The sequence below is a fragment of the Saccharolobus solfataricus genome (genome assembly GCF_900079115.1).
GTDB lineage: Archaea > Thermoproteota > Thermoprotei_A > Sulfolobales > Sulfolobaceae > Saccharolobus > Saccharolobus solfataricus.
Map to the genome: position 1 here is coordinate 916,600 of NZ_LT549890.1, position 18,463 is coordinate 935,062.

The window sequence follows — 18,463 nt, forward strand, 5'->3', positions numbered from 1 at the left end:
AGATTTAAGTTATGGATAATGTCTGATAGGAATATGAATACCCTGAACCTACTGATACTGAACGAGCCCACCATGGTGTTATATTAAGATTTATTGCTCCTGCTGCTCCATAATCCACTTGTCCTATCAGGTTTGTGTTAGATGGAATGGGTTGCGCTATGTAGTATCCGATAGTTTCAGGTGATGTAATAAACCATATTGAATAATAAGCTGCAGCCCATACTTTAACATTACCCCAGTTAGCAGCTACCACATTAACTGGCGGAATACCACCTATTTCTCCAGTTATTTGGAGTTTAGGCATAACTACCTCCGTTAATACTGTAGTTAGTAACAACAGCGAAGTTTACAGCAGTTGTAGGTACAGGTATCGGGCCTACATTATCTGGGCAAACTTCTATACTTTCCGCACCATATGCCGTAGAGCCTATAGCAACACTTCCACTAGACCATGCGAAATAAGGGTTATTCTCAAAAGCTAATGTGATTATAGAGATTATAGGTACTGTTATAGCTAATAATATTACAGCTTTTAGAACTAACTTTTTCCCCATTTTATATCACTATATTAAACCATAATTTATAACTTTTTTTACTCTCATAATACTTAGTAAGATAGGTTTAAAGTTAGAAATCTATCCTTATAAATCTAGTTTTGGATATATAGATATTATAGGTAATTTTTATTCCTTGATGTTGTCGTTAACCTATTTATTTTTCCTATTACGAGTATTTAGGACATAATCAAGTACTCCATTCCCCTATTCTTGGGAAAAACGCTGTTCCTTGAATTTAAAGGTTAATAACGACACTATGAATCTTTACTGTCTTCTTTCAACTTAACGCGTTTTGACTGCAAAAATTAACGGGTTCCCAATGCTTATAAGCCCGTTTTAGCAACCATAATACGGGGCATAAAACTGACGAAAGATAAGACGCGCTATAAATATGGCGACTATATTTTACGTGAGAGAAAAGGGCGGTATTATGTCTATAAGTTGGAAACGATAAACGGTGAGGTAAAGGAGCGTTACGTTGGTCCTTTAGCTGACGTTGTTGAATCGTATCTGAAGTTGAAAGAAAGTAATGGAATTGGGGGTGGGGGGTACCCCCCACAATGGGGCCGCCGGGATTTGAACCCGGGACCACCAGCGTTCTGGTGGTTAGGGTAGTATCCCCAGGCTGGCATCCTAGTCCAAGCTAGACTACGGCCCCTTTAATAAAGATAGAGGGAGGGTTTAAAAATTAACTCGTTTCTAATACTCACATAATACTTTTACTTTCGGTCTACTCTCTCTCCCTATTTAATACGTTTGTATAACGAGTATCACAGTAGTTTGTGCTATATTAAATGGTGTAAATAGTTGTTAATAGGTGGTCATCAATTCCGATAAAATACGTTTGCAGGAATTGTGGAACAATATTGCATAAGTTTGAAAAGGTTGGACAAGATTTCTATGGTGTGAGGACTCCCTCAGAGATTAAATCAATATTCGGAGGCAGATGCCCTAGATGTGGACATGAGTTAGGTATCCCGACTTTAAACGATATAAAGATAAATCTTAAAAAGAAGACAACAAAAGTTATGGTTTTAGAACAACTGAGATAAGAGCTGGTCAAAAGTTATTTCAGATTTAGAATACTTGACCCCCAAGTCACGCCTATTTAGATAGTTTGAAAGTAGTTTTGTGACATTTCTGGGTTTCTCTTTTATTGTCGCAGAATCGTAATCTATAATATACGTTCTGTTATACGAGACTATTACGTTTTTCCATGGTCTACTCAATTCTTTATGCTCTATGAGTTTCTCTTCAAGAATTCTAGCTCTTTCTAGTAAATCAATTATTGTTTCTCTTCTCTCATTTTTCATTAAATTTCTCCCATGTATATACTCCATTAAAATAAAATTCTTACCGTAATCGTAAACCCTTGGTGCTACTTCCTCTCCGGCTTTGATTTGTAATTTTGCTTCAATTTCTAAGGTTTCTTTAGGAGCATCTGTTCTCCTTATTTTTAGGACTTTGTATGGTTCAACTAATACTACTATTCCAGTTTTTCCTTTCCCTAATACTTTTAAACTCCCTAAGTTCTTTTGACCAAATGAGTACGCGTAATCAAATCCCGCCTTTCTTAGCTCTTCTTCAACTTCTTTAGAATAAGTAGGGTAGATAAAACAGCTTATTTTAACCAAGTTGGAGTTTTCCTCAAGAATTTCATTATTTGTTGATCTTCCGTGTTTTGTAGCCAATAACTCTCGATATTGTACTTCACCTTTAGAACTATATTCTTTTTGGCTATTGTCTCTGCATCGTATTCCTTTCTCTCTTTTATAGAGTATAATCTTCCATCTTCTCCAACCCATATATTATCATTTTTCTGAATAAAATCTTCTATAGTTCCTGAGTAGTATTGTGGTCCAATATTTAGATAATACTGTCCAATGTTCTTACTTTCCAGTTGTACTGCAATAGTGATATTATTGGTATCTCCCCATGCTTGTACATCGATTACTCTAAAACCATATTGTTTTAGTGCTCTCTCTATTTTGTTTACACTTCTCTTTATTTGACCCCATACGATATCCTCTGAACTCTTCTCGTCCAAATTTAACCTTAAAATTAGCACGTCTCCCTTAACTTTTTCCTCTACTTTTTTTGATGGAAAGAAGAACTCTATAGAGGGGTTTTTTAGATAATATTTTGCGGCAATGGAAAATGTCGCTATATTTTTTAATGACACTGCGGCGGTTACATTTCTTTTAGGGTCTACTGGGTCTGGGATAATTAATGGCTCAGAAAAAATTTTCATTGGTTTCGTTAATTCTATTTTTATTGGATGCTTCCATTTTGAGGCCTCTTCTAGAACTTTTCTAAAATTTCCATAATATATAATTAAGAGTTCTGTTGCATATCCAGAGAATCCTTGTACTTTCAATTCAGCCCCGTAAACGCCTATTCCTTTCATGAACCTTTTAAGTAATCTAACCTCATCTTTTCCTCTTTCGTCCAAGTGGGAAGTAACGTATTTCGTATGGAATGGTGTTCTATCAACTGCAGTTATTGCCTTATCTCCGCTTTCCACTCTCAAGGCTGGGACTATATCTACTTCTACGTTATTTATATTGACTATCACATACGGATGTTCAGCGTATGCTAAAGTATAATCGAGATCTTTTATTCTGTTAATAATATCGTTTAGAGCGTTTCTTTCTAGATATTCTTTTCCAACATCTTTAGGATAAAATACGAAGACGTCTATATCTGTATCTTGTCTTAGCCAAGTTCCTTTCCTAAATGATCCCTCGACCTCGAAATCTAATTTATTTAACCTTTCCCTAATGATTTCCAATACTTTTTCTATTCCTTTTTTGTCTTCTTCAGTGGGTTTTATTATCTTCAGTACTTCCTCCTCTATCAATTGAACTCACTTCAAATAGTTTATCATATATTGGACCTTTTGGAGTTAACGTGCTTTTAAAGAGAACAACATTATTAACTTCAAAGGTTCCAATATCCACGTTCATATTCTCGTTAATCGTATTTATGAGGTTGCTAATGGAGTTGTAGCTTTTTACCCTGCCTATTGTTAAATGTGGTGAGAAATCCTTATCGTCTTCTGGTCTAATTTTTCGCTTTAATAGCTCGTTAAGTATATAAGATCTAATCTGTCTAAGCTGTTGTTGGCCCTCAACGATTCCAACCCAAACTACTCTTGGTCTTGTTAAATTTGGAAATGCCCCTAAACCTTTTAGTGTAACTTTAAATTTATTGAATTTTAACCCACTCATTGAATCTTTCACTTCTTCTACTCTATCCTCTCTAACTTCGCCTAGGAATAATAGTGTAATGTGAATGTTATATGGTTCGACCAATTTTATGTCGGCTCCTGCATTTTTTACTATCTCGAATATTTCAAGCAGTTTTGGGGATTGCGGTACTTCTATGCCTATAAAGAGCCTCATAATTTTTAAACCTCTATAATGAGTTATTTGGTGGTCACAATTAAAGTCATTCTAATTACTGGAATGCCAGGATCTGGAAAAAGTGAATTTGCAAAGCTGTTGAAGGAAAGGGGAGCAAAGGTTATAGTGATGAGTGATGTAGTAAGGAAGAGATACTCCATTGAGGCTAAACCTGGAGAGAGGTTAATGGATTTTGCAAAGAGGTTAAGGGAAATTTATGGAGACGGTGTGGTTGCAAGACTTTGTGTTGAGGAATTGGGAACTAGTAACCATGATCTAGTAGTGTTTGATGGCGTGAGGAGTTTGGCAGAAGTTGAGGAGTTTAAAAGGCTTTTAGGTGACAGTGTTTACATTGTGGCAGTTCACTCTCCGCCTAAGATAAGATATAAGAGGATGATTGAGAGGTTAAGGAGTGATGACTCTAAGGAGATTTCTGAGTTGATAAGAAGGGATAGGGAGGAATTGAAATTGGGTATCGGAGAAGTAATAGCTATGGCAGATTATATTATAACTAATGATTCAAACTACGAGGAATTTAAGAGACGCTGTGAAGAAGTGACAGATAGAGTGTTAAAAAATGGTTAAAGTTATGGTAGTCGCAGAGGTTAGACCTTCAGAGGACGTAAATAAGGTTCTTTCAGCAATTTCAAACTTCTTTGATTTTGAAAAAATGAATACGAGAAAGGAAGGAATTATTGATATTTTAGTTTTAGAAGCTAGAACACTTAAAAGCTTACTAAAATTTCATAGAGTGTTAAGGAATGAACGAATTTTGGATTCTGCTAGGAAATACTTGATGAAGGGAATAGAGGGTAACACAATAGCTTTTATGATACATAAACAAGCTGCAGCAGTTGGTGTTTTAAGCTTCGTCGATAGCGATAAGGAATCTCCTCTTGGAGCAATCAAATTTTATATAGAATACCAAAATCCTAAAGAGATAGTCGATTGGTTAGCTCCAAAAACGGCTCATGGAGTACCTCTTTGGGATAACCCCGTTCCTCCAGATGTCTAACTACTTAATAGTTATGTAAGATAGGTCGTCTGGTAAAATGGATTTCGGGAAAATTCTCCTAGCCATTTTTAAATGCTCACTTACGTCCTCATATCTGGGACTTATGTGTGTTAATGCTAACAGTTTAACTGATGCTTCCAAAGCGATTTTTGCAGCATCTGTTACGTTTGAATGTCCGTACGTATAAGCTGAGGGTTCATCTAAGAATGTTGAATCGTGAATTAAGATATCGACACCTTTAACAGAGTCTACTACAGATTGACAAGGCATAGTATCTCCAGTATAGGCTACTTTCGATCCTCTCTTTATCACTAAATAGTCCTCAGGCTTTAATAACTTGCCATTATACTCCACTGTCTTTCCTTCTTTTAATTTTCTTATTACTCTCCAATCTCTTATTTTTTCTTTTTCTAATTTTTCTTCATCTATTTTTACTCTATCCTTTTCCATGATTAAATATCCTTGGGACTCTATGGTATGGCAAGTTTTAAATGTAGAAATTGTAATATTCTCGTCATTATAGTTATCTATGAACTCTATCTTGAATGAAGGATTGAATTTGGAGTATTCGAAGGATGTGTATAGGAAATCCTTAAGTTTTCTTGGGCCTAGTATATATAATGTCTCCTTTCTATCTAGAAGACCCATGCTTGCAATCACTCCTAGTAGTCCAAATACGTGATCTCCATGCATGTGAGATATTCCTATGATTTTTATTGAATTTATTCCTAACTTATAGTTCATTAACGTATATTGTGTTCCTTCTCCACAGTCTAATAAAATGTTTACTCCCTCTCTCCTTACCAAGAATGCTGGTAATTTTCTCTTCTTAGAAGGGGAACCTGCTCCCGTACCTAAAAAGAATATTTGAATCACTTTTTCTGCACCACGTAAATTGCCCTTGTTAAACTCTTATGTGAGTATAAGTAATGTAGACCTTTTATAATAAAACTATTTTCCTTTAATTTATCTATAAAATTGAATCGTGAGTCTGTTGCGAAGACCAGAAATCCACCCTTTGTTAACGTCTCTGATGCTGAGGAAAAGAATTCCTCATAGAGTTGGGTTAATTCTGCACCCTTATTTTTAGTTGATCTTCCATATGGGGGATCCGTTGCTATTGACGTTATTTGGCGAAATGGTAAATTAGTAGCAGAAGAGAATAATAAACTACAATAGTAATTGAAATAATTTAGGTTTATTTTGGTCTTTTGTAACATTGCTTTATCTAAGTCACTTCCTATACACTCATAGTTCAACCATCTTGCTTCTATTAATATTGATCCAGTACCGACGAAAGGATCAAGTACTTCTTTTTTAGGTCTAGAGAGGTTTACCAGTAATCTCGAAGTCTCAGGGTTCATTGTTCCAGACTGAGAGAATGGTTTCTTCTCGTGTTCATGGAGACTTTTAGAGTCAATTTGTCCCTTTATTTTTCCCAATATAATCACTCCGTCAGTTAGTATTATGTCAATTTTCTCGCATTCCTTCGACACTTTTACTCCTCTTTTTATCTCGTAATTTATTGCATTCAACTTATCCTTTTGAGAGCCCATTATTACGTCTTCCTTTATCCAGAAACATCCCCCTCTTAGCATCTCATTAATTTTTTTCGGATCATCTGAGATATACACAAGTTCGCCACTTCTTTTTATTCTAGCCGATCTGTTAGCTATGTCTCCTTTATTTCCTTCGAATATTGCTACCCCAGTGAAATAGTTAATCTCAGCGTTATCATCGTTAAGCAGAGCTCTCAATTCGGCCAATGACAAAAAATAGTTGTTCCCTTTTAATACGGCATAGGATGTAGTTTTCATAAGCTTAGTGCTATTGATTGTGAAACGTCTATAGTTATTATATCTTTATCATTTACATTGATGGTATTTGTTCCTATTAACGTTTTTACTCCCACCTCTCTTAATCTCTCTTTTGCACCTCCTACTAGCAATAGGTGAATTGCTGCTGCTGTAACGCTTTTAGCACCTAATGAATAGGCTAAGCGTGTAGCTTGTACTATGGTGCCCCCTGTGCTAATTATATCGTCTATTATAACTACATCTTTACCTTTTAGGTTAATATTTGGCGCCTCTTTTATTCTGACTTCACCCGTTGTTCTATCCCTTTCCTTTTCGATATAAGAGTACGGAGCATTAATTTCCTCAGCGATTTTTCTAGCTCTATCTAATGCTCCTCTATCCGGTGCCAATATGAATGGGTCTTCGATAATTTCTTTTATTTTTCTCGCAATTTGATGATAAGGATGGACTATCTTAAGTTCCCCTTTAAAGTACGATAACTCTTCTGGCTTATGTGGTTCTACTACTACTAAAGTGTTAACTCCTACTTCGCTCAGTATATGTAAGATTGTTTTTATGCTAATTGCTTCTCCATCTTTGAATCTTCTGTCTTGTCTACTATATGCTAAGTATGGTACTATAGCAGTCAGTTTTTTAGCTCCTAGATCCCTTATTGTTTCTGCAATTAGAAATAGTTCTATTAGATGTTTATCTTGTGGGTAATCTGTTGTCTGTACTAATAATACTTCTTCATCTCTTATTGAAGAGGGTACTCTTATGTAAGATTCCCCATCGGGAAATATTTTGTTTTCCACTTTTACTAAAGGTATGGATAATATTTTTGATAAGCTTTCGTCTATTCCATTAGTGGCTGATCCACCTATTATTATCATTATTATCATCTTTAAGGGGAAGTTTTTAAGATTAAAAGCTGAGTGAAAAGAGATATGTACTATGTTTTTATACTTGGAACTGCGGGATCAGGAAAGACAACCTTGACAAAAAATTTACAAGATTATTTACTTGATCAAGAGATGGATACGGCAGTAATAAACTTGGATCCAGCGGTTGAACACTTACCTTATACCCCCGATTTTGATGTTAGAGATTATGTTGACGCATATGAGGTGATGCAAAACTATCATTTAGGGCCTAATTCTAGTTTAATAGCATCTATTGATTTAATTTTGACTAAGGCGTCTGAGATCAAATCGGAAATCGATCAAATTGAAGCTAATTATGTACTAGTTGATACACCTGGACAAATAGAGCTATTTGCGTATAGGGATACTGGTAGGCTAATTTCCCAGTTAATTAGAGGAAATAATAAGGCATTGGGACTATTTCTTCTAGACTCTTTTTTAGCTAAGGAAGCTAGAAGTTTTATATCCTTATTACTTCTTTCAAGTTCCATAAAATTTAGGTTGGACTTACCGATTATCAATATACTTAATAAGATAGATCTTCTGACAGAAAAGGAGTTAGAGCAGATATTGGCGTGGGGAGATAATGCTGAGAATTTGATTGACGAGTTGGGTAGGTTAGATGAGTATTCCCTTGAGCTAGTTAATTTATTAATAGAAAGCTTGTCTTATAACCTAATTCCCATGTCATCAGAAGAGGGCAAGGGATTTAACGAACTCTACGCTGAAATTCAAAGAGTAATAGCTGGTGGTGAGGATTATTTAACTGAAGAGTCTAATCCTAAGTTATAAGCTTTATTAGTCCTATAGACTAAATTAAATAGATGATGAAAGCTAAGGTAATTGACGCTGTCTCATTCTCTTATATATTAAGAACTGTGGGTGACTTCTTGAGTGAAGCCAACTTTATTGTTACTAAGGAGGGTATAAGAGTTAGCGGAATTGATCCTTCAAGAGTAGTTTTTCTAGATATATTTCTCCCATCGAGTTACTTTGAGGGATTTGAAGTTAGTCAAGAGAAGGAAATAATAGGGTTTAAGTTAGAGGATGTAAATGATATACTAAAACGTGTTTTAAAGGACGATACGTTAATACTATCCTCGAACGAATCTAAATTAACACTTACTTTTGATGGAGAATTCACTAGATCTTTCGAGCTTCCATTAATTCAAGTTGAATCTACACAGCCGCCTTCAGTCAATTTAGAGTTTCCATTTAAGGCTCAACTACTCACTATAACTTTTGCGGATATAATTGACGAGTTATCTGATTTAGGTGAAGTTTTGAATATACACTCCAAGGAGAATAAACTTTATTTTGAAGTTATTGGAGACCTCTCCACTGCAAAAGTAGAGTTGTCAACGGATAACGGTACGTTATTAGAAGCTTCTGGCGCAGATGTCAGTAGCAGTTATGGGATGGAATACGTTGCGAATACAACTAAAATGAGAAGAGCTTCCGATTCAATGGAATTGTATTTTGGTTCTCAAATTCCTTTGAAGCTTCGATTTAAATTACCGCAGGAAGGCTATGGGGACTTTTACATTGCACCAAGGGCAGACTAATCTAATAAAGAGTTTTTTTAGGAACTACTATTTAAATGCGGAATTGGAATTGCCAAAGGATATGGAATTAAGGGAGTTTGCTCTCCAACCATTTGGCTCAGACACCTACGTAAGGCATCTTTCCTTCTCTTCTAGCGAAGAATTAAGGGACTACTTAGTTAACAGAAATTTACCACTTCATTTATTTTACTCTTCAGCTAGGTATCAGTTACCGAGCGCTAGAAATATGGAGGAGAAAGCTTGGATGGGGTCCGATTTGTTATTTGATATAGATGCTGATCACCTATGCAAATTAAGGTCAATTAGGTTTTGTCCAGTTTGTGGTAATGCCGTAGTTTCTGAGAAATGTGAGAGAGATAACGTAGAGACTTTAGAGTATGTTGAGATGACTAGCGAGTGTATAAAAAGGGGTTTAGAACAGACTAGAAACTTGGTTGAAATTCTTGAGGATGACTTCGGATTAAAACCTAAGGTTTACTTTTCTGGAAATAGAGGTTTTCACGTACAAGTCGATTGTTATGGTAATTGTGCATTATTAGATTCTGATGAAAGGAAAGAAATTGCCGAGTACGTCATGGGTATTGGTGTTCCAGGCTACCCTGGTGGTAGTGAAAATGCTCCGGGATGGGTTGGAAGGAAAAATCGCGGTATAAATGGGGTTACTATTGATGAGCAAGTCACTATTGATGTTAAGAGGCTAATTAGGATTCCAAATTCTCTACATGGGAAATCTGGATTAATTGTTAAGAGAGTACCTAATTTGGATGATTTTGAATTTAATGAGACTTTATCTCCATTTACGGGATATACGATATTTTTGCCGTATATTACTATAGAGACTGAGGTTTTAGGTAGTATCATTAAGTTAAATAGGGGTATACCAATTAAGATTAAATCTAGTATTGGGATTTATCTTCATTTGAGAAACTTGGGTGAGGTAAAGGCTTATGTTAGATGAATTGGTTAAAAAGGAATTATCAGAGGAAGAAATTACTGAAATTAAGCTAGAGGAAATAATCAAGTACATCACTCTCATTAAGAAATCTAAAACTTTTGTTAGTTCTGAAATCAGAAAGGAGGAATTGAAATTTCTTTCAGAGCTGGCTGAATCGTTATTTGAGCTAAGATTGTCAAAAGTTCTAGAGGGAAAGGTCGGCAAAGGGTTTGACGAATTTATCTTCGATATTTTTAAGATATTAAAACAATTTTACGTTGATTTATTAACTGGCAGATACATAATTTATAATGATAAAATCTATTGCATAGTACAGAAACCATTAATATATAATGATCACAGGGTTAATGAGGGAGATGTTTTGGTTTTACCTATGAGAGAAGCCTTGCCATTAATAATAGCAAGTTATTTAACTCCCTATAAGATAGATATTGAAGAACAATTATGAAAGTCCCTAAGGTCATCAGCACATATTGTCCAAAGTGTAAGACTCATACAGATCACTCTGTATCACTATACAAGAGCGGTAAGAGAAGAAATCTCGCTGAAGGACAGAGAAGATATGAGAGAAAGAATATTGGATATGGAAGTAAAAGAAAACCAGAACAGAAGAGATTTGCAAAAGTTACAAAGAAGCAAACGTTAGTTTTGAAGTGTTCTAAGTGTGGTTACACTATAGTAAAAGAGGGAATTAGAGTAAAGAAGTTAGAATTAGTAGAGGTGGCTAAGTGATGAGAAAACTAAGGGTCCTAATTCCAGAGCCAAAGAGTAGATTCCTTAGAGTAAAGTGTCCAAATTGTGGTAATGAACAAACAATATTTAGTCATGCTACATTTCCAGTTAGATGTCTAAGTTGTGGGACTGAGTTAGTATACTCTATGGGCGGTAAAGCAAAAATAGTTGGAGAAGTAGTTAGAATAATGGGTTAAAGATGATTTACAGTAGAAGCAAACTACCCTCAGAAGGAGAAATTTTAATTGCAACTGTAAAACAAGTTTTTGATTATGGTAGTTATGTTTCTTTAGACGAGTATGGGGGTTTACAGGCCTTTTTGCCTTGGAGTGAAGTAAGTAGCAAATGGGTTAAGAATATAAGGGATGTTCTCAAGGAAAATAGGAAAGTTATAGTAAAAGTAATTAGGGTTGATAGGAGAAAAGGTACTGTAGATGTGTCATTAAAGAAAGTTACCGATGACGAGAGAAGAAAGAAGAATTTACAATGGAAGAAAATCCAACGATTAGATAAGATTTTGGAACTAGTATCGCAAAAACTTAAATTAAGTGAAAAAGATGCGTGGGAACAAGTTGCGTGGAAATTAGAAGCCAAGTATGGTGACCCTATTACAGCAATAGAAAAAGCTGTTAAAGAAGGAGAGAAAATACTAATTGATGCAGGAGTCCCAGAAATTTGGGTTAAGCCATTACTAGAAGAGGCTTCAAAGCACGCTGAGGAAAGGAAAGTGAAAATGTCTGGTCTTATAACAGTTAGGACAAATGAGCCATTAGGAGTTGAAAAGATTAAAGAAGTGATCTCTAAGGCTTTAGAAAACATAGAACAAGACTATGAGAGCCTATTAAATATTAAAATATATACTATTGGTGCCCCTAGATATAGGGTTGATGTAGTAGGTACTAATCCAAAGGAGGCCTCAGAGGCACTAAATCAGATTATATCTAATTTAATTAAGATAGGAAAAGAAGAAAACGTAGATATAAGTGTGGTTAAGAAATGAAGTGGAAAATGAGGAAATGTCCTAAAGACAACATCTATACTTTTAAAGATACTTGCCAAATATGTGGCTCTAAAACTGTGATCCCTCATCCATCCAGATTTTCTCCGGAAGACAAATACGTAAAATATAGAATCGAATTAAAAAAAGGAATAACGCTTAACTGTTAACCATTACTGTAGGTTTTAATACTGTACCAGGCTGGGTAAACTGGTATACCATTACCATTATATAAACAGTGTAGTACAATCCTCCCGCACCTCCATTTCCTACTGGGAATAATGCTATATATGCAGGTTGGAAGTACATTAGTTGAACACGTGGTAATGGAGATCCCGTTATCGTATATCCAGAACTGGTAGGGACTATTTGCGTTGTAAATGGAGCAATAGGTTGTCCATATCCTATCTGATATAGACTCTCAATGAACATTTGGACTATAAGTGAGTTATAGGCCTTAGGAGTCCACGCAAATGGTTCAGCTTGTGAAACTTGTGAAGCTAAGGTCTGAGCAATAGTTGGATTAGTAGTGGCATAAGTATTAATTATTTGTGTTATCGTATTATTTATTTCAGTTAGATTTACGTATTCATCTAAAGGATATCCAGCTATCGTTGTCATCGCCCCCATAGCTTTTCCAATATCTCCTAAACTTGTTGTGTATCCAAAGAATGCTCCAGGAAAACTAGGCGGATATCCAACATACCATTGAGCTTGGCTACCAGCATACACAAACGTGACAGCATCGTAGGCCACTATATAAACTGGTATGGTATAGTTTGGACTACCGTAAGGATATAGATGGAAATCGTTTTCTAGTACATTAGCAGCGAAAGTTTCATTGTTCAAAAACATTTCAGCCATTAATCTAATTTGTGTCCCGTTAAGTGTATTATTTTCATCTATGACACTCCTATTTGTTAAAACTTCTAGCCAATATCCGTAATCCCACCAAGATAATACAAATGCGTTTTGTGGAGAATGTGTTCTTATCCAATTTGCTGCAGATACCCAAGAATAATTAGTTGTCAGGAAGCTGGTAGCTGCATTGGTTATTGCTGGAGGTTCGTTGCTTGCTAGCGTTGCTAATCCAGCATCTGCTACTAAGGATATCCCTACTAGCGCTAAAATGAAACCTACCAATATTTTGTTACCATTCCCATTTTTAACTCCCTTTAGTAGGTTATCTGAAATATAGTATACTCCTAAACCTCCTAATGTAGCTACCATATAGGCTGTATAGTTAAATAGATATGGTTGTTCTGATGTGCCAAATATACTCGCAACTCCTAACACTAATAGCCATAAACCCACTAGGTTTCCTCTTCTTATCAAGTAGTACATTCCTATGACTGATAAGAATAGTGCTATTCCGAAATCTTGGATCATTGCGGTTATTGGTTGAGGAATATATTCTGCTACTGTCTTATCTATAGGTACTGTAACCTGATAAAACGGATTTATTATAGCGTAATACCTTGAGGGTATTGGGGCTGATGTAGGTCTTAGTATTGATAACCCAGACAATCCTAAAGTAAGTATAAAAATTAGTACCGCAATTACTATTAAATTTCTTGAATCTACGATTTCTTTAGGAAGTGTTCTGGATAGATATAAGTCTAGATAAAGAACTGCGGAGATCAAAAGTAAGGAAAAGCCATGTGCTAGTCCCGACATGAAACCTATATTATTTGGGGCCAAGGAAGTTAGAAACGAAGTTACAACTACCATTATTGTGTAAAGGTTTGCAGTAATCTCGTCATTTCTATTTAAGAGAATTAGTAAGAACGCTGCTACAAGCAAACTTAAGTCAATATAGGTGTAACCTCCCCAAGAAATCTCGGCTAAAAATAGCACTATACCTGCCGGTATGCCATACCAGATGTTCTTCTTCTTTAAACCTTGATTTAGGAGGAAAATTGCAAATAGTATAAATACCGCACCCCACGATGTCTTAGGAAGTCCACCTAACAAGTTCTTATATGTTAATGCAGGAGAAACTGCTATTATTGCTGCAGCCATATAACCGGCTAATCTACTATTAGTAATTGATTCTATCGAAAGATATGATGCTATAACGCCTAGTCCAGCTAATAAAATGTCAGAAAATATCGCTACCGTATATACTGCATTTGCTCCGTAAGTTCCATAAAAGGGTAAAGAGGCTAATGCAACCAAGAATGGCAAGCCTATAGTATTCCCGAGTTCAATAAAGTACCCCCACGGGAACCAGCCCAGTACGTCTGGAGGTACTGCATACCAATTTCCATGAACTTGCGCTATCAGCAATGCGTTGTAGAAGAGATACCAAGGATCGAATTCGTTAACTGCTAAAGGCCAATTAGCGCTTAGGCTTCTAATTAATATTGACACTAATGAAAGACCCACTATTAGAGGTAAGTCTATGAATGACATTTTTCGTAAATCTCTTCTCAGTCCCTTAACTGATTGCATGGCTATAGTGTATTAGGTATTATACATTTATTAAACTTATTCCAAGTATTGCCTGGTTGATCCATTGAATATTTTCCATAAACTACTATTATCTTCATTTTAATTAGTATTTGTATGTCAATTTAGATTTGTAACATCCTTCAAATGCAGCAAAAATTCATAACTCCATAAAAGCATCTAAGCATACTTACAGTTTTAGTTCACAGAGGATCATTTTTAATTAAAGCTCTTAATTGACATGATAAAGAACAGCGCTTTCATTGCTTTAGGAATTATACTCATTGACATTCTTGTTATCTACTTCTTTCTCTATATGCCGTTTTCATTATCAACATTCTACCCCTCCTTCTTGCTTGGGCCAATCTACAATTTTAACCCTATAGAATACGCCAAAAGTTTCCCAGTAAGTATTAACTACTCTTCATTAACTTCCAATGATTCAAGGGCACTCTTCATTTACAATACATCTGGAAAGCCAATTTTACAGCAGATTATCGGTATTTTAAAACTTAATGCAAGTCGAGTAAGTCCAGAAGCTTATTGGAGTGTTGCGGATTTAGCGGGTTTCTTTTCCAATTATACTGTAACTAAAAATTATTCTGTATACTTTCTAAATCCCTACTATTACGATAATATAGCAGAACAACCTAATGTCACAGAAATATATTTAAATATTTCAGATATTTATGCTTCTCCCTTTTATACCTCCTATCCTCCAAGTGATAAGATAAACGCAACCTTCTCCTTTATTATTACGAACTCATTTTCGATCCAGAGTTACGCTAGTTGGAACTTCACTGATATTGAATGGCATTTTGGAGGAAATATATCCCAGAACGAATCCTACTATTACTATACTGCTACATTGAATTTGAATAAATATATGGTTGTCAACAATTCACACTACTATTATGAAGGGTCTTTGAGTTTTCGAATAGCAGTTAAACCTTGGGGTGTATCCCCAAGTACTATTTCAACTTACGTAGTTTATAATCAAAGCTTAAGTATTCCCTTAACGCTTTATCTATCTACGCATTCAGTAGAGCATCAGATAGGCAACAATTCTTGTGTGCTTACTCCCTCTTATCCACCTAAGGTAAACCAAGAATCTTTCGGGTATAATTTCTATAACTATTCAGCTTATCTCTCTCTAAATGTAGACGTTTATAATGGATCATCCCCTGCGACTTTAATCTTACTCAACGGCAGCAAGATATATACAACACAAGAAAGGCATTTTAATTTTACGTTAGATTTAGAGGAATTTAGCTTTTCTCCCAAAGTTTTCAACATCAGTTTACTGACTTATGATAATGTTAAAGTGGGAAATTATTATATTGATAGGTATTGGTCCCCAGGATATATAGTGATTTATCCGCAGAAACATATTATATATAATGGAAACCTTAGACTCATTGTACTGAATTTTTTTATTCAATATCATATTATCCAGACTCCACCGGACTGGGTTTTTAATCACAAGCCATATACTGAGATATATAAGAACAATTATGCTAACATTTATTTACAGCAAGTAGGTTACTACTATGGTCTTAATAGGTTACTTACCGAAATCGTGAAAAACTTTACTACAGATGAAAAATATAGTGTGTATTTAAGTTGGGAATTGCTATTACTTTCGTCTGAAATTTCTATGCAGATTAATTACTCTAGTCCAGCTCAAAATTACACAATGGCATTGTTAAGTAAAGAGGGTAGTGAATATCAAGCTTTCATGCAAATGGTTTTTATAGTATCTTGGAATCTGTGGTATACTACGTTTAACGGCTCATATTATTTTCTAGGTAAATGGATTCCTTGGACCTACGGTCTTTTCACCGGTTTTTCTATCCCAAATTTTTATAATAAAACATCCGTTCTACCTTATATAATACTAAATGGCTCTAATAGCTCCTATTTGCTTTTTAATATTGAATCGTTTAGGGTAACCTCTTGGTGGTATGAAAATGTGAATCTGGATAACGGCTCAATTCATGTAAACTATTTTAACGTTTATTCATACATTCCTAAGAAGGGAGATGTTTTAGTCCTACATAAATACTATAATTTTAGTGATCTTATATACGTAAATACCTTAGTGGCAAAATTTGTAGTAACGGAAAACATGAGTAATGGGCCCGACGGGATTTGAACCCGTGACCTCCCGGTTTCTGAGCACCCTATCAGCCGGGCGCTCCACCAAGCTAAGCTACGGGCCCTCTTAATCTATATCTTAAATTTCATAATATAAAGCTTACTTAGCATTAGTTGCTTCCTCTTAGTCTGAAGACAAGATACTAAGTTATTCTTGAATATAGACAAGACTATCTGATTTTCAAATATTGAAAAATCTAAATAATATGTAACATTTCTATTCAAGTAATATGAAAATAGTTTAGAAAGAAGCTTTAAGAGTTTGCCATATACACGAATATATTTTAAAAATATAGCCATATTAATGAAAAGTTATTATGTAGATCCATAGCAATCCTTAATAATTATTTTTTATCTGATTACCTAGATAGAGATGAAATCGTGGAAATTCAAGGCACTGTTAATTGGCCAAGTAATATTGGTAATGCTTTTATTTTCAAATATTTTAGCACATTCTCAAACTACAACAAATTCATCTGCACTTCAACAACTAAATCAATCAGTGCAATCAATTCTTAACAGAACGTCTAGCTATCCAGCTGCAGCAGTACCATCTTGGCTTGATACTGGAAGTAATGCGTGGATGTTAACTGCAGCGACTTTTGTAGGATTGCAAAGCGTTCCTGGTGTTGCGTTATATTATGCTGGATTGTCTAAAAAGAAATATGCAGTGAACTCTGCATTAATGATATTTTATGCATTTGCGGCAGTGTTAGTTATATGGATAATAGCCGGATACAGTTTTGGTTTCGGTTATCCCGCACTGGTTTCCATTCACGGTTATGGAATATTCGGATATCCTATTCCCGCATGGGGAGGGCTTTTTGAAGCTTCACAAACCACCTATGGTCCTAGTGGTGCTCACGCTAATATACCAACCGCTACCTTTATATTCTTCCAATTCGTCTTTGCTGCAATAACGCCAATATTATTAGCCGGAGGAGTATTAGAAAGAATGAACTTTAAAGCTTGGATGGTTTTTGTACCTTTCTGGTCTCTCCTAGTGTATAGTCCAGTTGCATACTGGTTATTTGCAGGAGGATGGTTAAATCAATTAGGTGCTGTAGACTTCTCTGGAGGTTATGTAATACATGTAGATGCAGGAGTAGGAGCTCTAGCTGCAGCGTTGGCTATAGGTCCTAGATTAGCTTCTGAAAGAAAATTAGAGGCGCATAGCTTACCTTTAGTTTTAGTTGGAGCTGGCTTAATTTGGTTGGGGTGGGATGGGTTCAATGGCGGTGATCCATTAGGAGCTACAGTGGATGCTGCAATCGCAGTGCTGAATACGAATATTGCTACCGCAGTTAGTGCTGTAGTATGGATGTTGATGGATATGAAATTCTTTGGAAAACCAACATTAATTGGAGCTACTAGTGGCGCTATAACTGGCCTAGTTGCAATTACTCCAGCTGCAGGTTATGTAAACGGATGGGAAGCCGCATTAATTGGAATATTTTCTGGAAGTATACCATGGATGGCATTATATTGGTTAGAGCCAAAGCTTAGAGTTGATGATACTTTAGGTGTGTTCTCTACTCACGGTATAGCTGGAATAGTAGGTGGTTTATTAACTGGAGTTTTTGCAAATCCCGCAGTCACACAGTTTGTGGCTCCGGGATTAACAGGAGCTCTCTATGGGAATTGGTATCAACTAGGAATTCAAGCACTTGCAGCAGTAATAGTATTCGTATATGACTTCGCAATAACTTTTGGCCTTCTAAAGTTTATAGGATTATTTATACCATTACAAGCGCCACCTCAAGAACTAGCAATAGGAGATTACGCTATGCACGGAGAGGTAGCATATTCAGAATTATTAGCTACAATTCCAGAAAGCGCTAAATCTAAGGAACAGTCAGTCGTTTTACCTAAGAAAGAAAAGGAGGAGAATAGTGAAGAATAAATAGAAAT

21 protein-coding genes, 2 tRNA genes and 1 pseudogene are annotated in these 18,463 nt (G+C 35.6%); 13 read left to right on the forward strand and 11 right to left on the reverse strand.

The window, feature by feature from the left end; all coding sequences use genetic code 11:
• Positions 1-4: 4 nt before the first annotated feature.
• A complete protein-coding gene (locus tag SSOP1_RS18030; protein WP_012717535.1) occupies positions 5-304 on the reverse strand; it encodes a hypothetical protein in 300 nt (99 codons plus the stop codon).
• Complete coding sequence (locus SSOP1_RS18035) at positions 297-554, reverse strand: hypothetical protein (RefSeq protein ID WP_231918209.1); 258 nt, start codon at positions 552-554, stop codon at positions 297-299. Before SSOP1_RS18035 ends, SSOP1_RS18030 begins: the two co-directional genes overlap by 8 nt.
• A gap of 444 nt (positions 555-998) precedes the next feature.
• Between SSOP1_RS18035 and SSOP1_RS17580 the strand changes: the two are divergent.
• Positions 999-1,085 (forward strand): annotated as a pseudogene (locus tag SSOP1_RS17580) (putative integrase); the annotation flags it as partial.
• A gap of 33 nt (positions 1,086-1,118) precedes the next feature.
• Here the strand turns inward: SSOP1_RS17580 and SSOP1_RS05270 are convergent.
• Positions 1,119-1,215, reverse strand: a tRNA-Pro gene (locus tag SSOP1_RS05270).
• Between the two features lie 208 nt (positions 1,216-1,423).
• On the opposite strand from SSOP1_RS05270, the gene SSOP1_RS05275 reads away from it, so the two are divergent.
• Complete coding sequence (locus SSOP1_RS05275; protein ID WP_009989197.1) at positions 1,424-1,609, forward strand: hypothetical protein; 186 nt, start codon at positions 1,424-1,426, stop codon at positions 1,607-1,609.
• On the opposite strand, the gene SSOP1_RS05280 is transcribed toward SSOP1_RS05275, so the two are convergent.
• The 3 genes from SSOP1_RS05280 to thpR are packed head-to-tail and all read right to left on the reverse strand — an operon-like array spanning position 1,592 to position 3,961.
• Positions 1,592-2,191 (reverse strand): serine/threonine protein kinase, encoded by a 600-nt coding sequence (locus SSOP1_RS05280; protein WP_009989195.1) that lies wholly within the window; start codon positions 2,189-2,191, stop codon positions 1,592-1,594. The two genes, SSOP1_RS05275 and SSOP1_RS05280, sit on opposite strands and share 18 nt — an antisense overlap.
• Positions 2,179-3,417, reverse strand: coding sequence for a CCA tRNA nucleotidyltransferase (cca, locus tag SSOP1_RS05285; RefSeq protein ID WP_009989193.1), 1,239 nt, complete (start codon positions 3,415-3,417; stop codon positions 2,179-2,181). The genes SSOP1_RS05280 and cca overlap by 13 nt, the downstream gene beginning before the upstream one ends.
• The gene (gene thpR, locus SSOP1_RS05290) at positions 3,377-3,961 is read right to left on the reverse strand and encodes an RNA 2',3'-cyclic phosphodiesterase (RefSeq protein ID WP_009989192.1); all 585 of its coding nucleotides are present in this window, start codon (positions 3,959-3,961) and stop codon (positions 3,377-3,379) included. The genes cca and thpR overlap by 41 nt, the downstream gene beginning before the upstream one ends.
• 18 nt (positions 3,962-3,979) lie before the next feature.
• Here thpR and SSOP1_RS05295 point away from each other — a divergent pair, with 18 nt between their 5' ends.
• Both SSOP1_RS05295 and SSOP1_RS05300 read left to right on the forward strand, forming a co-directional pair.
• A complete protein-coding gene (locus tag SSOP1_RS05295) occupies positions 3,980-4,546 on the forward strand; it encodes an AAA family ATPase (RefSeq protein WP_009989191.1) in 567 nt (188 codons plus the stop codon).
• Positions 4,539-4,976, forward strand: coding sequence for an RNA-binding domain-containing protein (locus tag SSOP1_RS05300; RefSeq protein WP_009989187.1), 438 nt, complete (start codon positions 4,539-4,541; stop codon positions 4,974-4,976). Before SSOP1_RS05295 ends, SSOP1_RS05300 begins: the two co-directional genes overlap by 8 nt.
• On the opposite strand, the gene rnz is transcribed toward SSOP1_RS05300, so the two are convergent.
• Genes rnz through prs form a run of 3 tightly spaced genes read right to left on the reverse strand, consistent with a single transcriptional unit; the run spans position 4,977 to position 7,665 of the window.
• Entirely contained in the window at positions 4,977-5,852 is an 876-nt protein-coding gene (rnz, locus tag SSOP1_RS05305) for a ribonuclease Z (RefSeq protein WP_009989186.1), read from the reverse strand.
• Positions 5,849-6,793 carry a TRM11 family SAM-dependent methyltransferase gene (locus tag SSOP1_RS05310; RefSeq protein WP_010923175.1) on the reverse strand — a complete coding sequence of 315 codons (945 nt, stop codon included), beginning with the start codon at positions 6,791-6,793 and terminating at the stop codon, positions 5,849-5,851. Before SSOP1_RS05310 ends, rnz begins: the two co-directional genes overlap by 4 nt.
• Entirely contained in the window at positions 6,790-7,665 is an 876-nt protein-coding gene (gene prs / locus SSOP1_RS05315; protein ID WP_009989183.1) for a ribose-phosphate diphosphokinase, read from the reverse strand. The genes SSOP1_RS05310 and prs overlap by 4 nt, the downstream gene beginning before the upstream one ends.
• Before the next feature lie 54 nt (positions 7,666-7,719).
• Between prs and SSOP1_RS05320 the strand changes: the two genes are divergently transcribed.
• From SSOP1_RS05320 to SSOP1_RS16245, 8 genes are read left to right on the forward strand one after another with little or no spacing between them, the layout of a single operon-like run.
• The gene (locus tag SSOP1_RS05320) at positions 7,720-8,487 is read left to right on the forward strand and encodes an ATP/GTP-binding protein (protein WP_009989182.1); all 768 of its coding nucleotides are present in this window, start codon (positions 7,720-7,722) and stop codon (positions 8,485-8,487) included.
• 35 nt (positions 8,488-8,522) lie between these two features.
• The gene (pcn2, locus tag SSOP1_RS05325) at positions 8,523-9,260 is read left to right on the forward strand and encodes a DNA polymerase sliding clamp Pcn2 (RefSeq protein WP_009989181.1); all 738 of its coding nucleotides are present in this window, start codon (positions 8,523-8,525) and stop codon (positions 9,258-9,260) included.
• Positions 9,226-10,218 (forward strand): DNA primase small subunit PriS, encoded by a 993-nt coding sequence (priS, locus tag SSOP1_RS05330; RefSeq protein ID WP_009989180.1) that lies wholly within the window; start codon positions 9,226-9,228, stop codon positions 10,216-10,218. The genes pcn2 and priS overlap by 35 nt, the downstream gene beginning before the upstream one ends.
• Positions 10,208-10,663: a DNA replication protein Gins15 gene (gene gins15 / locus SSOP1_RS05335; RefSeq protein ID WP_009989179.1), complete on the forward strand. Its 456-nt coding sequence runs from the start codon at positions 10,208-10,210 to the stop codon at positions 10,661-10,663. Before priS ends, gins15 begins: the two co-directional genes overlap by 11 nt.
• On the forward strand, positions 10,660-10,947 hold the full coding sequence (locus SSOP1_RS05340) for a 50S ribosomal protein L44e (protein WP_009989178.1): 288 nt from the start codon (positions 10,660-10,662) through the stop codon (positions 10,945-10,947). The genes gins15 and SSOP1_RS05340 overlap by 4 nt, the downstream gene beginning before the upstream one ends.
• Positions 10,947-11,144, forward strand: a complete 198-nt coding sequence (locus SSOP1_RS05345; RefSeq protein ID WP_009989174.1) for a 30S ribosomal protein S27e — start codon at positions 10,947-10,949, stop codon at positions 11,142-11,144. The genes SSOP1_RS05340 and SSOP1_RS05345 overlap by 1 nt, the downstream gene beginning before the upstream one ends.
• A 2-nt stretch (positions 11,145-11,146) precedes the next feature.
• Entirely contained in the window at positions 11,147-11,947 is an 801-nt protein-coding gene (locus tag SSOP1_RS05350) for a translation initiation factor IF-2 subunit alpha (RefSeq protein WP_009989173.1), read from the forward strand.
• Positions 11,944-12,114, forward strand: coding sequence for an RNA-protein complex protein Nop10 (locus SSOP1_RS16245; RefSeq protein WP_009989170.1), 171 nt, complete (start codon positions 11,944-11,946; stop codon positions 12,112-12,114). Before SSOP1_RS05350 ends, SSOP1_RS16245 begins: the two co-directional genes overlap by 4 nt.
• On the opposite strand, the gene SSOP1_RS05355 is transcribed toward SSOP1_RS16245, so the two are convergent.
• Complete coding sequence (locus SSOP1_RS05355) at positions 12,104-14,398, reverse strand: STT3 domain-containing protein (RefSeq protein WP_010923180.1); 2,295 nt, start codon at positions 14,396-14,398, stop codon at positions 12,104-12,106. The genes SSOP1_RS16245 and SSOP1_RS05355 overlap by 11 nt on opposite strands.
• Positions 14,399-16,531: 2,133 nt before the next feature.
• Positions 16,532-16,617, reverse strand: a tRNA-Ile gene (locus tag SSOP1_RS05360).
• Positions 16,618-16,925: 308 nt separating this feature from the next.
• Between SSOP1_RS05360 and SSOP1_RS05365 the strand changes: the two genes are divergently transcribed.
• A complete protein-coding gene (locus SSOP1_RS05365; protein WP_009989165.1) occupies positions 16,926-18,455 on the forward strand; it encodes an ammonium transporter in 1,530 nt (509 codons plus the stop codon).
• The last annotated feature ends 8 nt before the right edge of the window (positions 18,456-18,463 follow it).

Bases quoted from the DNA above. Each gene is read 5' to 3' on its own strand.
- SSOP1_RS05350 (WP_009989173.1), top strand. From the start codon at position 11,147: ATGATTTACAGTAGAAGCAAACTACCCTCAGAAGGAGAAATTTTAATT.
- SSOP1_RS05365 (WP_009989165.1), top strand. From the start codon at position 16,926: ATGAAATCGTGGAAATTCAAGGCACTGTTAATTGGCCAAGTAATATTG.
- SSOP1_RS05345 (WP_009989174.1), top strand. From the start codon at position 10,947: ATGAGAAAACTAAGGGTCCTAATTCCAGAGCCAAAGAGTAGATTCCTT.
- SSOP1_RS05340 (WP_009989178.1), top strand. From the start codon at position 10,660: ATGAAAGTCCCTAAGGTCATCAGCACATATTGTCCAAAGTGTAAGACT.
- gins15 (WP_009989179.1), top strand. From the start codon at position 10,208: ATGTTAGATGAATTGGTTAAAAAGGAATTATCAGAGGAAGAAATTACT.
- SSOP1_RS05320 (WP_009989182.1), top strand. From the start codon at position 7,720: ATGTACTATGTTTTTATACTTGGAACTGCGGGATCAGGAAAGACAACC.
- SSOP1_RS18030 (WP_012717535.1), bottom strand. From the start codon at position 304: ATGCCTAAACTCCAAATAACTGGAGAAATAGGTGGTATTCCGCCAGTT.
- SSOP1_RS05295 (WP_009989191.1), top strand. From the start codon at position 3,980: ATGAGTTATTTGGTGGTCACAATTAAAGTCATTCTAATTACTGGAATG.
- SSOP1_RS05310 (WP_010923175.1), bottom strand. From the start codon at position 6,793: ATGAAAACTACATCCTATGCCGTATTAAAAGGGAACAACTATTTTTTG.
- pcn2 (WP_009989181.1), top strand. From the start codon at position 8,523: ATGAAAGCTAAGGTAATTGACGCTGTCTCATTCTCTTATATATTAAGA.
- SSOP1_RS05355 (WP_010923180.1), bottom strand. From the start codon at position 14,398: ATGCAATCAGTTAAGGGACTGAGAAGAGATTTACGAAAAATGTCATTC.
- SSOP1_RS18035 (WP_231918209.1), bottom strand. From the start codon at position 554: ATGGGGAAAAAGTTAGTTCTAAAAGCTGTAATATTATTAGCTATAACA.
- thpR (WP_009989192.1), bottom strand. From the start codon at position 3,961: ATGAGGCTCTTTATAGGCATAGAAGTACCGCAATCCCCAAAACTGCTT.
- prs (WP_009989183.1), bottom strand. From the start codon at position 7,665: ATGATAATAATAGGTGGATCAGCCACTAATGGAATAGACGAAAGCTTA.
- SSOP1_RS16245 (WP_009989170.1), top strand. From the start codon at position 11,944: ATGAAGTGGAAAATGAGGAAATGTCCTAAAGACAACATCTATACTTTT.
- priS (WP_009989180.1), top strand. From the start codon at position 9,226: ATGGGGACTTTTACATTGCACCAAGGGCAGACTAATCTAATAAAGAGT.
- SSOP1_RS05300 (WP_009989187.1), top strand. From the start codon at position 4,539: ATGGTTAAAGTTATGGTAGTCGCAGAGGTTAGACCTTCAGAGGACGTA.